Annotated in this window: 13 protein-coding genes and 1 tRNA gene; 5 read left to right on the top strand and 9 right to left on the bottom strand. The window is 64.2% G+C overall.

Annotated features, from left to right (window positions below; translation table 11 throughout):
* The 6 genes from ACVIYL_RS08695 to ACVIYL_RS08670 all read right to left on the bottom strand — a co-directional run bounded on the left by ACVIYL_RS08695 (window position 1) and on the right by ACVIYL_RS08670 (window position 6,397).
* Window positions 1-1,083 (bottom strand): sn-glycerol-3-phosphate import ATP-binding protein UgpC, encoded by a 1,083-nt coding sequence (locus tag ACVIYL_RS08695; protein WP_456778282.1) that lies wholly within the window; start codon window positions 1,081-1,083, stop codon window positions 1-3.
* Window positions 1,083-1,931 carry a sn-glycerol-3-phosphate ABC transporter permease UgpE gene (gene ugpE, locus ACVIYL_RS08690; RefSeq protein WP_456778281.1) on the bottom strand — a complete coding sequence of 283 codons (849 nt, stop codon included), beginning with the start codon at window positions 1,929-1,931 and terminating at the stop codon, window positions 1,083-1,085. The genes ACVIYL_RS08695 and ugpE overlap by 1 nt, the downstream gene beginning before the upstream one ends.
* Entirely contained in the window at window positions 1,931-2,812 is an 882-nt protein-coding gene (gene ugpA, locus ACVIYL_RS08685) for a sn-glycerol-3-phosphate ABC transporter permease UgpA (RefSeq protein ID WP_310880908.1), read from the bottom strand. Before ugpA ends, ugpE begins: the two co-directional genes overlap by 1 nt.
* Before the next feature lie 157 nt (window positions 2,813-2,969).
* The gene (ugpB, locus tag ACVIYL_RS08680) at window positions 2,970-4,286 is read right to left on the bottom strand and encodes a sn-glycerol-3-phosphate ABC transporter substrate-binding protein UgpB (protein ID WP_253605799.1); all 1,317 of its coding nucleotides are present in this window, start codon (window positions 4,284-4,286) and stop codon (window positions 2,970-2,972) included.
* A 290-nt stretch (window positions 4,287-4,576) separates the two neighbouring features.
* Window positions 4,577-5,782, bottom strand: a complete 1,206-nt coding sequence (locus ACVIYL_RS08675; protein ID WP_456778280.1) for a CaiB/BaiF CoA transferase family protein — start codon at window positions 5,780-5,782, stop codon at window positions 4,577-4,579.
* Between the two features lie 189 nt (window positions 5,783-5,971).
* Window positions 5,972-6,397: an organic hydroperoxide resistance protein gene (locus ACVIYL_RS08670; RefSeq protein WP_026192038.1), complete on the bottom strand. Its 426-nt coding sequence runs from the start codon at window positions 6,395-6,397 to the stop codon at window positions 5,972-5,974.
* A gap of 168 nt (window positions 6,398-6,565) precedes the next feature.
* Between ACVIYL_RS08670 and ACVIYL_RS08665 the strand changes: the two genes are divergently transcribed.
* The gene (locus ACVIYL_RS08665) at window positions 6,566-7,027 is read left to right on the top strand and encodes a MarR family winged helix-turn-helix transcriptional regulator (RefSeq protein WP_456778279.1); all 462 of its coding nucleotides are present in this window, start codon (window positions 6,566-6,568) and stop codon (window positions 7,025-7,027) included.
* Window positions 7,028-7,042: 15 nt separating this feature from the next.
* On the opposite strand, the gene ACVIYL_RS08660 is transcribed toward ACVIYL_RS08665, so the two are convergent.
* The 3 genes from ACVIYL_RS08660 to ACVIYL_RS08650 all read right to left on the bottom strand — a co-directional run bounded on the left by ACVIYL_RS08660 (window position 7,043) and on the right by ACVIYL_RS08650 (window position 8,018).
* Window positions 7,043-7,276: a GIY-YIG nuclease family protein gene (locus tag ACVIYL_RS08660; protein ID WP_456778278.1), complete on the bottom strand. Its 234-nt coding sequence runs from the start codon at window positions 7,274-7,276 to the stop codon at window positions 7,043-7,045.
* Window positions 7,277-7,439: 163 nt separating this feature from the next.
* Window positions 7,440-7,515: transfer RNA gene (locus ACVIYL_RS08655), tRNA-Ala, on the bottom strand.
* Window positions 7,516-7,610: 95 nt separating this feature from the next.
* Window positions 7,611-8,018 carry a TIGR02300 family protein gene (locus ACVIYL_RS08650; protein ID WP_456778277.1) on the bottom strand — a complete coding sequence of 136 codons (408 nt, stop codon included), beginning with the start codon at window positions 8,016-8,018 and terminating at the stop codon, window positions 7,611-7,613.
* Between the two features lie 146 nt (window positions 8,019-8,164).
* On the opposite strand from ACVIYL_RS08650, the gene aroA reads away from it, so the two are divergent.
* From aroA to sppA, 4 genes are all read left to right on the top strand, one after another.
* Window positions 8,165-9,502 carry a 3-phosphoshikimate 1-carboxyvinyltransferase gene (aroA, locus tag ACVIYL_RS08645; RefSeq protein WP_456778276.1) on the top strand — a complete coding sequence of 446 codons (1,338 nt, stop codon included), beginning with the start codon at window positions 8,165-8,167 and terminating at the stop codon, window positions 9,500-9,502.
* On the top strand, window positions 9,499-10,128 hold the full coding sequence (gene cmk / locus ACVIYL_RS08640) for a (d)CMP kinase (protein ID WP_057020410.1): 630 nt from the start codon (window positions 9,499-9,501) through the stop codon (window positions 10,126-10,128). Before aroA ends, cmk begins: the two co-directional genes overlap by 4 nt.
* Before the next feature lie 393 nt (window positions 10,129-10,521).
* Window positions 10,522-12,231, top strand: coding sequence for a 30S ribosomal protein S1 (gene rpsA / locus ACVIYL_RS08635; RefSeq protein ID WP_028337539.1), 1,710 nt, complete (start codon window positions 10,522-10,524; stop codon window positions 12,229-12,231).
* Between the two features lie 466 nt (window positions 12,232-12,697).
* Entirely contained in the window at window positions 12,698-13,675 is a 978-nt protein-coding gene (gene sppA / locus ACVIYL_RS08630) for a signal peptide peptidase SppA (RefSeq protein WP_456778275.1), read from the top strand.
* The last annotated feature ends 109 nt before the right edge of the window (window positions 13,676-13,784 follow it).

Below are 13,784 nucleotides of genomic sequence, written 5' to 3'. Positions count from 1 at the left end.
TTACTCCCCGACGCGCTTCCGGCCGTCGGCGGTAAAAAGATGCAGCTTGTCGCGGGGGGTGACGGCCCGGATCCGCTCGCCGATGGCGGGACCCGAGACGCCGGGAACCCGGACAATCACCTCGCCCGGCGGCAGCTCGCCCGGATTGGCGGCAACGCCCTGCTCCTCGCGCTGGCGGCTGCCATAGACGAAGGTCTCGGCGCCGACATGCTCGATCGCCTCGACCGTAAGGCCAAGCGCGATGCCGCCGGATCCGGTCTCGCTCGAGATCACGAAATCCTCCGGCCGGATCCCGACAATGCCGGCGCCGTCTGCGCCCGTGATCTGGGACTTCAGCTCGTCCGCACGCAGCGGCATCAGGTTCATCGGCGGCGCGCCGATGAAGGAGGCGACGAAGGTGGTCGCCGGCTTCTGGTAGATGTCCAGCGGATTACCGATCTGCTCGACCTGGCCGCCGTTCATGACGACGAGGATGTCGGCGAGCGTCATCGCCTCGAGCTGGTCGTGGGTGACGTAGATCGATGTGGTGTTGAGCCGGCGCTGCAGCTTGCGGATCTCGACCCGCATCGCGATGCGCAGCTTGGCGTCGAGGTTCGACAGCGGCTCGTCGAACAGGAACACTTTCGGCTGGCGCACGATGGCGCGGCCCATCGCGACGCGCTGGCGCTGGCCGCCGGAAAGCTGGCGCGGCTTGCGCTCCAGCATCGGCGACAGCTCGAGCACGCGCGCGGCTTCCTCGACGCGGGTCTTGATCTCGGCCTCGGCCATGCCGCGGTTGCGCAGGCCGTAGGCCATGTTGTTGTAGACGCTCATATGCGGATAGAGCGCGTAGTTCTGGAACACCATCGCGATGTCGCGATCGGCGGGCTCGACCTGGTTGACGACGCGGCCGCCGATGTCGATCTCGCCGCCGGTGATGGTCTCGAGCCCCGCGACCATGCGGAGCAGCGTGGACTTGCCGCAGCCGGATGGGCCGACCAGCACGCAGAACTGGCCGTCGCCGACGTCGACATCGACGCCCTTGATGGCCTCGAAGCCGCCGGGATAGGTCTTGCGGACGCTGCGCAGCGTGACGTTGGCCATTACTTTTCCGTCTCCACCAATCCGCGCACGAACAGTTTCTGCATCACGACGACGACGAACACCGGCGGCAGCATCGCGAGCAACGCGGTCGCCATCACGATCGGCCATTCGGTCAGCGCGTCCGTCGTCGTGATCATCTTGCGGATGCCGACCTGGATGGTCTGCATGTCGTCGCGCGTCGTGATCAGAAGCGGCCAGAGGTACTGATTCCAGCCGAGGATGAAGAGGATCACGAACAGCGCGGCCATGTTGGTGCGCGACAGCGGCAGCAGCGTATCCCAGAAGAAGCGGAACGGGCCTGCGCCGTCGATGCGGGAAGCCTCCAGCAATTCATCCGGCACGGTCATGAAGAACTGGCGGAACAGCAGCGTCGCGGTCGCCGACGCAATCAGCGGAAGCGACAGGCCGGCATAGCTGTCGAGCAGATGCAGATCGGCGACGATCTTGTAGGTCGGATAGATGCGCACCTCGACCGGCAGCATCAAGGTGATGAAGATGATCCAGAAGATCGCCATCCGGAACGGAAACCGGAAATACACGATCGCGTAGGCCGAGATGATCGAGATCGCGATTTTGCCGACCGCGATCAAGAGCGCCATGATCAGCGAGTTCAGCATCATGTGGAGCACCGGCTCGCGGGTCGAGCCGCTCGTGCCGACAAACAGCGTCTGGTAGTAGGTCTGGAGGAAATGGCCGCCGGGCAGCAGCGACATCTGGCCGTTGGCGATCACGGCGTTGTCCTGGGTCGAGGCGACCAGCGCGAGATAGACCGGGAAGGCGACGATCGCGATCCCGATCCACAGGATGGCGTGAGCCAGATAGCGCTGGAAGCCTTCCTCCTCGACCATCAGTAGGTCACCTTGCGTTCGACGAAGCGGAACTGGATCGCCGTCAGCATGACGACGATGACCATCAGGATGACCGACTGCGCCGCCGACGAGCCGAGATTGCCGCCGAGCAGGCCGTCCGTATAGACCTTGTAAACCAGCGTCTCGGTCGCCTTGCCGGGACCGCCGCGGGTCATGGTGTCGATGATGCCGAAAGTGTCGAAGAAGGCGTAGACGATGTTGATGACCAAGAGGAAGAAGATGGTCGGCGACAGCAGCGGGAAGATCACGGTCCAGAACCGCCGCATCGGCCGGGCGCCGTCGATCGCGGCGGCCTCGATCACGCTTTTCGGGATGCTCTGCAGCCCGGCGAGGAAGAACAGGAAATTGTAGGAGATCTGCTTCCAGGCCGCGGCGAGGATGATCAGGGCCGCCGCCTGGTCGCCGTCGAGCAGCGGATTCCAGTCGATGCCCATGGCGCGCAGATAGCGCGACAGCACGCCGAGCGAGGGGTGCAGCATGAACACCCAGAGTACGCCGACCACCGGCGGGGCCACCGCATAGGGCCAGATCAGCAGCGTGCGATACAGCGTCGAGCCGCGCAGCGGCCTGTCAGCCATCACCGCGAGCAGCAGCGCGAAGGACAGCGATGAGACCGCGATCGCGAACGAGAACACGAAGGTTCGGACGATCGCCTCGAAATAGGCCGGCTCCTTGAACAGCTCGAGATAGTTCTCGAACCAGACGAAGCTGGTGGAGAGACCGAAGGCGTCCTGCAGCAGGAAGGACTGGATCACCGCCTGTACGGCCGGCCAGTAGAAAAAGATCAGGACGATCGCGAGTTGCGGGGCAACCAGCGCGTAAGGCAACAGCTTTGATTGGAAAATCGCTTGCTTTTGCATGGGCTCGGAAGAAGGGCAGGCCGCGGATGCGGCCCGCCGGTTGATCGCCCTAAAGCGCGATGAGATGAGGTTGGATCGTCATCGCGCCTTAGCTTGTCGTCTGGGCATGGTGGAAAACCGCTTCGCGCTTGTCCGGTTCATGCCCGAAGGCATCATGTCAGCGGACGGCGGTCTTTTCAAACTGCCGCAGCATCTGGTTGCCGCGCTCGACGGCGGCGTCCAGCGCCTGCTTGGCGGTCTTCTTGCCGGCCAGCGCCTGCTCGATCTCCTCCGACCACATGTCGCGCAGCTGCACCATGTTGCCGAGGCGCAGACCGCGGGAATTCGCGGTCGGCTCCTTGTTGGTGAGCTCGAGCAGCGGGGTCTCGAGATAGGGCTGGTCCTTGTAGAAGCCTTCTTCCTTGGCCTTGGCATAGGCGGCCTTGGTGATCGGCAGATAGCCCGAGGCCTTGTGGATCCAGATTTGGCGGTCGGTGTCCGAGAGGAAGGTCAGGAACTTGGCCACGCCCTTGTATTCCTCGGCCGACTTGCCGCCCATCACCCAGAGCGAGGCGCCGCCGATGATCGAGTTCTGCGGCGCGCCCTTGGCGTCGGGATAATACGGCATCGGCGCCGCGGTGAAGTTGAACTTGGCCTGCGCCTTGACGTTGCCGAAGAACGCCGACGAGGTCAGGTAGATCGGGCATTCGCCCGAGGTGAAGCGGCCTTCGCCGGTGTTGGTGCGGCCGGCATAGTCGTAGGTCTTGTCCTTCTGCAGCTCGACGAGGTTCTCGAGATGCTTGACCTGCAGCGGGCCGTTGAATTCGAGCACGGTGTCGAAGCCGTCGAGGCCGTTGGCCTTGCTGGCGAGCGGCACATTGTGCCAGGCCGAGAGCTGTTCGAGATTGACCCAGGTGACCCACGAGCCGGAGAAGCCGCAGGTGTTATAGCCGGCTGCCTTCAGCTTCTTGGCGTCGTCGAACACTTGCGGCCAGGTCTTCGGAATCTCCGCGATGTTGGCCTTCTTCAGCGCATCGAGATTGATCCACATCACCGTCGACGACGAGTTGAAGGGGAACGACAGCATCTCGCCCTTGGAGGTCGAGTAGTAGCCGGTGATCGCGGGCAGATAGACGCCCGGATCGAACTTCTCGCCGGCGTCGGCCATCAGCTTGTAGACCGGTTTGACGGCGCCGGTGGCGGCCATCATCGTTGCGGTGCCGACCTCGAACACCTGCATGATATGCGGCGCGTTGCCGGCGCGGAACGCGGCGATGCCGGCGTTCATGGTGTCGGCATAGCCGCCCTTGTAGGTCGGGATCACCTTGTAGTCGGATTGCGAGGCGTTGAAGTCGTTGGCCAGCTTGACGATGACGTCGTTGTTGGCGCCGGTCATCGCGTGCCACCACTGGATCTCGGTCACCGCGAACGCGGGCGACGCGAATGCAAGCGCGGCAGCGGCTGCCGCGGCAGCGCCTAGTCGTCGAAAGAACATCAAAACCCCTCCCAATTGGAACGTCGTCTTTCGTTGCGCGCGTTATCAGCGCCGGATGACGTTCAAATGACCGTATAAACGAAAGTCATGGTAGGGGGGAAGCCGAAGCGAAGGGAAGCGGTAAAAAAGGCGAAGACCGCAGCCGCATCCGTGCGGTGCAACGCCGGCCGCGACGTTGCACCGCAGTGCTGATGCGTCGGCCGATTCGAGACGGGCCGACGCTCCAGCTTTGTCCTGACGCGAACCGGTGCCCATCCCGCATCACGTGCGGGACAGGCTCGAAAACGCCTTTAGCGCTTGCGCTGGGGACCGCAGACCACGCCCTTTTCAACCAGGCCGTTGATCTCGTCCTTCGAGTAGCCGAACTCGCCGAGCACTTCCGCGGCGTGCTGGCTGAACTTCGGCGGCGTGCGGCGCAGGTTCGGCTTGGTGCGTTCGAGGCGGAGCGGCGAGGCGACGCCCTTGTACCAATCCTTCTCGATGACGTCGCCGCGATGAATGGTGTGCGGGTTGGTCAGCGCCTGGTCGATCTTCTGCACCGGGCCGGCCGGCAGGCCGGCGGCGAGCAGCCGGTTGCACAGCGGCTCGGCCTCGTGCTGGCTGAACACCGCGGCCAGCTCGACGCGGAGCGCATCGCGGTTGGCGATGCGGTCCTTGTTGCGGGCAAAGCGCGGGTCGGTGCCGAGCTCGGGCTTGCCGATCTCCTTGGCGAGCTTGCGGAAGGTTCCGTCATTGCCGACGCCGATGAAGATGTTGTCGGTCTTGGTCGGGAAGATCGCGTACGGCACGAGGTTGGGATGCTCGTTGCCGGTGAGCGACGGCGGCTTGCCGTGCATGAAGTAGTTCGCGGTGTGCGGGTGCATGATCGCGAGCCCGGTCTCGTACAGCGTCGTCTCGATGAACTGGCCGAGCCCCGAGCGCTGCCGCTCCGACAGCGCCATCAGGATGCCGATCGTGGCGTAGAGCCCGGTGGTGATGTCGACCAGCGGCACGCCGATCCGCATCGGGCCGCTCTCCGGCGAGCCGGTCGCCGCGATCATGCCGGTCATCGCCTGGATGATCGCGTCATAGCCGGGATTGCCGCCGCGCGGGCCGTCGGCGCCGAAGCCGGAGATCCGGCAATGCACGAGGCGCGGAAATTTCGCGCGCAGCACGTCGTTGCCGATGCCCCATTTGTCGAGCGTGCCCGGCTTGAAATTCTCGATCAGCACGTCGGCGGTCTCGAGCATCTTCATCAGCACCGCGCGTCCGCACTCGGAAGCGAGGTCGAGGCCGATCGAGCGCTTGTTGCGGTTGATGCCGACGAAATAGGCCGCGTCTTCTTCGTGGAAGGGAGGACCCCAGTCTCGCACCTCGTCGCCGGCGGGCGGCTCGACCTTGATCACGTCGGCGCCGTGGTCGGCGAGAATCTGGGTGCAATACGGACCGCCGAGCACGCGCGTCAGATCGATCACGCGCAGGCCGGTCATCGCGCCCGTAGCCGCTGGGGTATTCATGGAAGCAACCTTCGCTCAGTTGGGATCAGATAACGAGGGTCCCAGAGCTAACGGTCTTCAGCCGGGGCAGCAATGCTTCCGTCGGCGCAGGCCCATGCAGCAGGCGGCGCATGCGTTCGCCAAGCGAACGCGCCGCTGAAAGAGCAATGGTCCGCCACGTGTTGCGGCGGACCATTGCGTGATGTGGAATTAGACGACGCTCAGCTTGACGTCGACATTGCCGCGGGTCGCGTTGGAATAGGGGCACACCTGGTGGGCCTTCTCGACCAGCGCTTCGGCATCGTTGCGCGCAAGGCCAGGCAGCGACACCGCGAGCTCGACGGCGAGGCCAAAGCCGCCTTCCGAGCGCGGGCCGATGCCGACCGTCGAGGTCACCGAGGCGTCGGCGGGAACCTTGGGGCCGCCCTGCGAGGCCACGAACTTCATCGCGCCGATGAAGCAGGCGGCATAGCCGGCCGCGAACAGCTGCTCCGGATTGTTGCCGGCACCGCCGCCGCCACCGAGCTCCTTCGGGGTCGTGAGCTTGACGTCGAGTGCGCCGTCGAGCGTCGCCGCATGGCCGTCGCGGCCGCCGGTTGCCTTGGCGCTGGTCTTGTAGAGCACGTTCACAGACATCGTGGTCTCCCTTGGTGGGTTGGGCTTGAATTCGATGACGCATGTATTGCACGCAAATAGATTGCGCACAATATAAAATATGCGGTCTCACATTTAATTGTTCGCAATTGAATCCGCGGTCCCGTGAGCCCAGAATGACCCGGAAACGAGATGGATTCGATGGGAATCATGGCCAGGAAACCGACGGCCGCGGATCAGGCGCTGCGGCTCGACAATCAAATCTGCTTTGCGGTCTATTCGACCGCGCACGCCTTCAACCGCGTCTACAAGCCGCTGCTCGACCGGCTCGGGCTGACCTATCCGCAGTATCTCGTGATGCTGGCGCTGTGGGAGCGCGACGACGTCGCGGTGAAGGACCTCGGCGAGCGCCTGTTCCTGGATTCCGGCACGCTGACGCCGCTCTTGAAGCGGCTGGAGGCGGCGGAGTTGATCAAACGGACCCGCAGCACCGCGGACGAGCGGGTGGTGCTGATCGCGCTGACGCCGCGGGGCCACGCGCTGCGCGAAAAGGCCAAGGCCGTGCCGCAGTCGATCCTCGCGGCCTCGGACTGCACCGTCGGCGAACTGATGGCGATGAAGGACGAGATCGTCGCGCTGCGCGACCGGCTGAATGCGGTGCTGGGGGAGTAGGGGCGGTCGGGGCGGTTAGAGGCGCTTCTTGGCGAAGGCGCGGCCGGATGCGGACTTCAGATATTTTTCAAAAGCGACGGCCTGCTTCTCGTCGCTGAAAGCGACGTAGGTCTTGAGCCGCCACGGTCCAAATTTGGATGTATGGGGCACTTCCCCGGCATTGTGCCTAGCCAGTCTGGCCCGCAGATCGGTAATCCCGACATAGAAGTGAAGGCAATCAAGGCTCTCGAGAATGTAAACGTATTTCATCTGTTCCCCCCAACACACGGCTGATGGGGTGGATGCTAACGCATTCGGATTTCGGAGAGAGCCCGGCTCCGCCCTTCGGGCTACGCCGCGGCAGCCTTCGCTCACTTCGCTACGACGGACTATCCGGGCTTGCCGAGCCGAAGCTCGCGAAGCGAGCGAAGGCTGGTGGAGCCAGGCGGGATCGAACCGCCGACCTCTTGCATGCCATGCAAGCGCTCTCCCAGCTGAGCTATGGCCCCTTATCCAGTTGGGATGATCCTGGGGGATCGATCCCGGCCCGCGCGGCCTGGACGACTCGCGCGGCAGCACCGTTGATCATAGATCGGCGCCGATCTCAAGTCTCTTCGTCGCCTCCGACGTCACCAATGATGTCGGTCACGTCCTCATCGCCCTCTTCCTCGTCGGCGATGAAGGTCGAATCGTCGTCGTCATCGTCGTCGATGGTCTCATCGACCTCGATATCGTCCTCGGATTCGGGAACCTGGGCCTTGACCTTCCCGGTGTTCTCCTCGGCATCGGCCTCCTCGAGCGAGACCATCTCCTCGGCCTCGGCGGGCTCCGGCATGTCGGCTGCGGTCGCAGGCGAACTGACGGTGGCGCCACGGCCCCGCGGCGGGGCGATCGGCGTGATCGGCACGACTTCGCCGGTATAGGGCGAGATCACCGGATTCTTGTTGAGGTCGTAGAACTTCTTGCCCGTGGTCGGGCAAATGCGCTTGGTTCCGAGCTCGGACTTGGCCACGTGGTAATCCCAGAATTTTCCTGAAAAACGGAGCTTCACTTGGCTAGTTGAGGAGCCGCTGTCAATAGCGGTCTGCGCGCATTTGACGGGCGCGTGACGCGGTGTTGCCTATGTGATACCTGCCGCGACGCGAGAGGACACAAGTCTTGGCCCATTCTGACACCCCGACCTCGCTGGAATCGCGCGCGTGCGGCCCCCTGGCCGGCACGGTCCGCGTTCCCGGCGACAAATCGATTTCCCACCGCGCCCTGATCCTGGGGGCGCTTTCGGTCGGCGAAACCCGCATTTCCGGCCTCCTGGAGGGCGAGGACGTCCTCAATACCGCCAAATCCATGCGCGCGCTGGGCGCCAAAGTGGAGCGGACGGCGCCGTTTACCTGGTCGGTGTCCGGCGTCGGGGTCGGCGGCTTCGCCCAGCCTGCCGCGCCGCTCGATTTCGGCAACTCCGGCACCGGCTGCCGGCTGGTGATGGGCGCGGTGGCCGGTTGCCCGATCGCCGCCATTTTCGACGGCGACGCCTCGCTGCGCTCGCGGCCGATGCGCCGCATCCTCGACCCGCTGGAGCTGATGGGCGCCCGAACCAGCGACATAAGGGAGGGCGGCCGGCTGCCGCTCACCCTGCACGGCGCCCGCTATCCGGTGCCGATCGTCTACAAGACGCCGGTCGCCTCGGCCCAGATCAAGTCCGCGGTGCTGCTGGCGGGGCTGTCTGCCCCCGGCATCACCACCGTGATCGAGCAGGAGGCGAGCCGCGACCACACCGAGCTGATGCTGAAGCATTTCGGCGCCGAGATCTCCTCGGAGAAGGAGGGCTGCCACGGCAGGCGAATCTCGCTGCGCGGCGAGCCCGAGCTGCACGGCGCCAGCGTCGTGGTGCCCGCCGATCCGTCCTCCGCGTCATTCCCGATCGTGGCCGCGCTGATCGTCGCAGGTTCCGATGTCGTGTTCTCCGACGTGATGACCAATCCGCTGCGCACCGGCCTGTTCACCACGCTGCGCGAGATGGGCGCCTCGATCGAGGAGAGCGATGTGCGCGGCGATGCCGGCGAGCCGATGGCGCAGCTGCGCGTGCGCGCCTCGAAGCTGAAGGGCGTCGAGGTGCCGCCGGAGCGCGCGCCGTCGATGATCGACGAATATCTGGTGCTGGCGGTCGCGGCCGCCTTCGCCGAGGGCACCACGATCATGCGCGGCCTGCAGGAGCTGCGCGTCAAGGAATCCGACCGCCTTGAAGCAACCGCCGACATGCTGCGGGTCAACGGCGTCAAGGTCGAGGTGTCCGGCGACGATCTGATCGTCGAGGGCCGCGGCCATGTTCCAGGCGGCGGCCTCGTTGCCACCCATATGGATCATCGCATCGCGATGTCGGCGCTGGTGATGGGCTGCGCCTCCGATCGGCCGGTGAGAATCGACGATACCGCCTTCATCGCCACCAGTTTTCCGGATTTCATCCCGATGATGCGCGCGCTCGGAGCTGATTTCGCATGATCATCGCCATCGACGGACCTGCCGCCTCGGGCAAGGGCACGCTCGGCAAGCGGCTCGCCCACCACTACGGCTATCGTCATCTCGACACCGGCGTGATCTACCGTGCGGTGGCCTATGCGATGATTCAAGCTGGTGCCGAGCTCAGCAACGAGGTGCTGGCCGTGGCTGCGGCGCTCGAGCTCGACCCCGAAAAGTTCGGCAATCCGATCCTGAAGACCCAGAAGGTCGGCGATGCCGCCTCCGTGGTGTCGGCGATTCCGCAGGTTCGTGAGGTGCTGGTGAACTTCCAGCGCCAGTTCGCCGCCGATCCGCCCGGTGCGGTGCTGGACGGACGCGATATCGGCACCGTGATCTGCCCGGATGCCGACGTGAAGATCTTCGTGGTCGCCGACCCCCGCGTGCGGGCACGGCGGCGCACGCTGGAGGCGCGCGCCCGCGGCGAGGACGCCGACGAAGAGGCGGTGCTCGCCGACATCCTCAAGCGCGACGAGCGGGACAAGAACCGGGCGATTGCGCCTCTGCGGCCGGCTCCGGACGCCCACACGCTGGACAATTCAAATCTGGACATTGAGGCCGGCGTCCGCGCCGCCATCGCCATCGTCGAGGCGGCGCGCGCCAGGCGCTAGAATCGCGGGCCGCCGCGGTGCTTTCGGCCCGAAAACCCAGCAAAATTGGGCATTTCCTGCTTGCCGAAAGTCGCATGCAGGGCTATATCAGCGCCGTTCGGAGCAGCATCGACGATGTCGAGGCCGTGTCTGAGCGGGCCGGCGATGGGTTTGAACCAATCTCAAACGAAACCAACGCCGCATCTGGAGGAACGCCCGCTCCCAGGTCTTGCAGTCGATATTTTCGTTTCAGGCTCCGGATCAATCATACGTACCGAACGTGCAGTCTTGCTGCCGGCCCGCTGTTGCACCTCCTGCAATGAGCGGTCGTCAGGGTTTGCGGAACCCCGACACTTCACGCGCGGTGCGCCCATCAACCCGAACGGCCGGCGAGATCCCGCATCTGGAGAACAAATGGTTTCGAATTCTGCGTCTTCCTATACTCCCACCCGCGATGACTTCGCGGCGATGCTTGATGAGTCCTTTGCCGGCGGCAATTTGCAGGAAAGCTCGGTCATCAAGGGCAAGGTGGTTGCAATTGAGAAGGACATGGCCGTCATCGACGTCGGCCTGAAGACCGAAGGCCGCGTTGCGCTGCGCGAATTCGCCGGCCCCGGCCGTGAAAGCGATCTTAAGGTCGGTGACGAGGTCGAGGTGTTCCTCGACCGTATCGAGAATGCGCTCGGCGAAGCCGTGCTGTCGCGCGACAAGGCGCGCCGCGAGGAAAGCTGGGGCAAGCTCGAGAAGGCGTTCCAGAACAACGAAAAGGTCAACGGCGTCATCTTCAACCAGGTCAAGGGCGGCTTCACGGTCGACCTCGACGGTGCGGTGGCCTTCCTGCCGCGCTCGCAGGTCGACATTCGTCCGATCCGCGACGTTGCGCCGCTGATGAACAATTCGCAGCCGTTCCAGATCCTCAAGATGGACCGCCGCCGCGGCAACATCGTGGTGTCGCGCCGCACGGTTCTCGAAGAGACCCGCGCCGAGCAGCGCCAGGAGCTGGTGCAGAACCTCGAAGAGGGTCAGGTGATCGACGGCGTGGTCAAGAACATCACCGATTACGGTGCGTTCGTTGATCTCGGCGGCATCGACGGCCTGCTTCACGTGACCGATATCGCCTGGCGTCGCGTCAACCACCCGACCGAGGTGCTGACCATCGGCCAGACGGTGAAGGTCAAGATCATCAAGATCAACCACGAGACGCACCGCATCTCGCTCGGCATGAAGCAGCTCTTGGATGATCCGTGGCAGGGCATCGAAGGCAAGTACCCGCTGGGTGCCCGCTTCACCGGCCGCGTCACCAACATCACCGACTACGGCGCGTTCGTCGAGCTCGAGCCGGGCATCGAAGGTCTGATCCACGTCTCCGAGATGTCGTGGACCAAGAAGAACATGCACCCCGGCAAGATCGTTTCGACCTCGCAGGAAGTCGAAGTGCAGGTGCTGGAAGTGGATTCGGTCAAGCGCCGCATCTCGCTCGGTCTCAAGCAGACCATGCGCAATCCCTGGGAAGTCTTCGTCGAGAAGTTCCCGGTCGGTTCGGTGGTCGAGGGCGAGGTCAAGAACAAGACCGAGTTCGGTCTGTTCCTGGGTCTCGAGGGCGATGTCGACGGCATGGTCCACCTCTCCGACCTCGACTGGAAGCTTCCGGGCGAGCAGGTCATCGACAACTTCAAGAAGGGCGACATGGTCAAGGCCGTGGTGCTCGATGTCGATGTCGAGAAGGAGCGCATCTCGCTCGGCGTCAAGCAGCTCGAAGGCGATCCCTTCGCCGAGCCGGGCGACGTCAAGAAGGGCGCGGTCGTGACCTGCGAAGTGCTCGAAGTGAAGGAGAGCGGCATCGAGGTCCGGATTTCGGGCACCGAGTTCACCACCTTCATCAAGCGATCCGAACTGGCCCGCGACCGCAACGACCAGCGCGCCGAGCGCTTCGCCGTCGGCGAGAAGGTCGATGCCCGCGTCATCCAGTTCGACAAGAAGGCCCGCAAGGTGCAGGTCTCGATCAAGGCGCTGGAAGTTGCCGAAGAGAAGGAAGCCATCGCGCAGTACGGCTCCTCCGATTCGGGTGCGACGCTTGGCGACATCCTCGGCACCGCGCTGAAGAACCGCGGCACCGACAAGTAAGCGTTCGCGCGATTTGAGCGAACAATCGGGGCCCCGGCGCAAGCCGGGGCCCTTTGCTTTGGGGCATCCGTAGCCCGGATGAAGCGAAGCGAAATCCGGGACTTTCTATCCGTGCTGCTGAAGCCTCCCGGATTACGCTTCGCTTCATCCGGGCTACGGATTTGTCTTCCCCTTCCCCCTGAAAGGGGGAAGGACGGGATGGGGGTCAGCCACAGGCGATGCTGCTCATGGAGAGAGCTGATCCCCACCCGCTTTCCTCTGGCGAGCAAAGCGACCTCCCCTTTTCAAGGGGAGGTTAGGGCGCGGCCGGGATCAAGCGCACGTGCACCCGGGCTACGAGTGCCTCCGAATACCGGGCCTTGTTTTCTTCATATTGCGTCGCAATTGATGTATTTGGCTAAGCTGATAGTGACGCTGCGACTGCAAAACGCGCGGATTGCGCGCTGACCATTTCTGGAGAGATCGGATGTCGCTGGATTCAGACGTGATCGTCGATCGCCGCCGCATCAGGCGCAAACTGACGTTCTGGCGCGTCGCCGCCGCGGTCATTGCGATCGTGGCCATCGTCGGCGTGGGCGTGGTCGCCGCCGGCGGACGCGGCACCTTTTCGACATCGAACACGATCGCGCGGGTCAATATCGACGGACTGATCCGCAGCGACCAGGATCGCGTCGAGGCGCTGGAGCGGCTCGGCAAGTCGAGCTATGCGGCTGTTGTCGTGCACATCAATTCGCCCGGCGGCACCACCGCGGGCTCCGAGCAGCTTTACGACTCGCTGATGCAGCTGAAGGCGAAGAAGCCGCTTGTCGTCGTGGTGGAGGGATTGGCCGCCTCGGGCGGCTACATCACGGCGATCGCCTCCGATCATATCGTCGCCCAGCAGACCTCGCTGGTCGGCTCGATCGGCGTTCTGTTCCAGTATCCGAACGTTTCGGAATTGCTCAAGACTGTCGGCGTGAAGATGGAGGAGATCAAATCTTCCCCGCTGAAGGCGGCGCCCAACGGCTTCGAGCCGACCAGCCCGGAGGCCCGCGCCGCGATCGACGGTCTCGTCAAGGACTCCTATGCATGGTTCCGTGGATTGGTGAAGCAACGGCGCGGCATGGACGATGACCTGCTGGAGAAGGTCGCGGACGGTCGCGTCTTCACCGGCCGGCAGGCGGTCGATCTCAAGCTGGTCGATCAGCTGGGGGACGAGAAGACCGCGATCGCCTGGCTGGTTGCCGAGAAGAAGGTCAAAAGCGACCTGCCGGTGCGCAATTACAAGCTTAATCCGCGGTTCGGCGACCTGACCTTCCTGCGCACGGCGGCGTCCGTGACGCTCGATGCGTTCGGTCTTGGCGCGATCGCGCGGCGGATCGAGCAGGGCGGCGTGGCCGAGGCGGTCGACCGGTTCGGGCTTGACGGCATGCTGGCGCTGTGGAGCCCGGCTGGAACCAACTGATCGGCTGCCAGAGGCGTGCTCGTCAGGCTATTCCCGCTTTGCGGGAATCGCCGCATGCCCCAATTGGGCTATTTGTCACGTGATTTCACGACGCCCTAAATCGATTTAG

This window comes from Bradyrhizobium sp. USDA 3315, assembly GCF_054056795.1.
The sequence above is the reverse complement of the archived record's forward strand: the minus strand, read 5'-3'. Positions and strand labels throughout refer to the sequence as shown.

Excerpts from the sequence above, each read along its gene's own strand:
- ACVIYL_RS08665 (WP_456778279.1), top strand. The coding sequence starts at position 6,566 with ATGGCCAGGAAACCGACGGCCGCGGATCAGGCGCTGCGGCTCGACAAT.
- ugpE (WP_456778281.1), bottom strand. The coding sequence starts at position 1,931 with ATGGTCGAGGAGGAAGGCTTCCAGCGCTATCTGGCTCACGCCATCCTG.
- cmk (WP_057020410.1), top strand. The coding sequence starts at position 9,499 with ATGATCATCGCCATCGACGGACCTGCCGCCTCGGGCAAGGGCACGCTC.
- ACVIYL_RS08675 (WP_456778280.1), bottom strand. The coding sequence starts at position 5,782 with ATGAATACCCCAGCGGCTACGGGCGCGATGACCGGCCTGCGCGTGATC.
- ACVIYL_RS08695 (WP_456778282.1), bottom strand. The coding sequence starts at position 1,083 with ATGGCCAACGTCACGCTGCGCAGCGTCCGCAAGACCTATCCCGGCGGC.
- ugpB (WP_253605799.1), bottom strand. The coding sequence starts at position 4,286 with ATGTTCTTTCGACGACTAGGCGCTGCCGCGGCAGCCGCTGCCGCGCTT.
- sppA (WP_456778275.1), top strand. The coding sequence starts at position 12,698 with ATGTCGCTGGATTCAGACGTGATCGTCGATCGCCGCCGCATCAGGCGC.
- rpsA (WP_028337539.1), top strand. The coding sequence starts at position 10,522 with ATGGTTTCGAATTCTGCGTCTTCCTATACTCCCACCCGCGATGACTTC.
- ugpA (WP_310880908.1), bottom strand. The coding sequence starts at position 2,812 with ATGCAAAAGCAAGCGATTTTCCAATCAAAGCTGTTGCCTTACGCGCTG.
- ACVIYL_RS08670 (WP_026192038.1), bottom strand. The coding sequence starts at position 6,397 with ATGTCTGTGAACGTGCTCTACAAGACCAGCGCCAAGGCAACCGGCGGC.
- ACVIYL_RS08660 (WP_456778278.1), bottom strand. The coding sequence starts at position 7,276 with ATGAAATACGTTTACATTCTCGAGAGCCTTGATTGCCTTCACTTCTAT.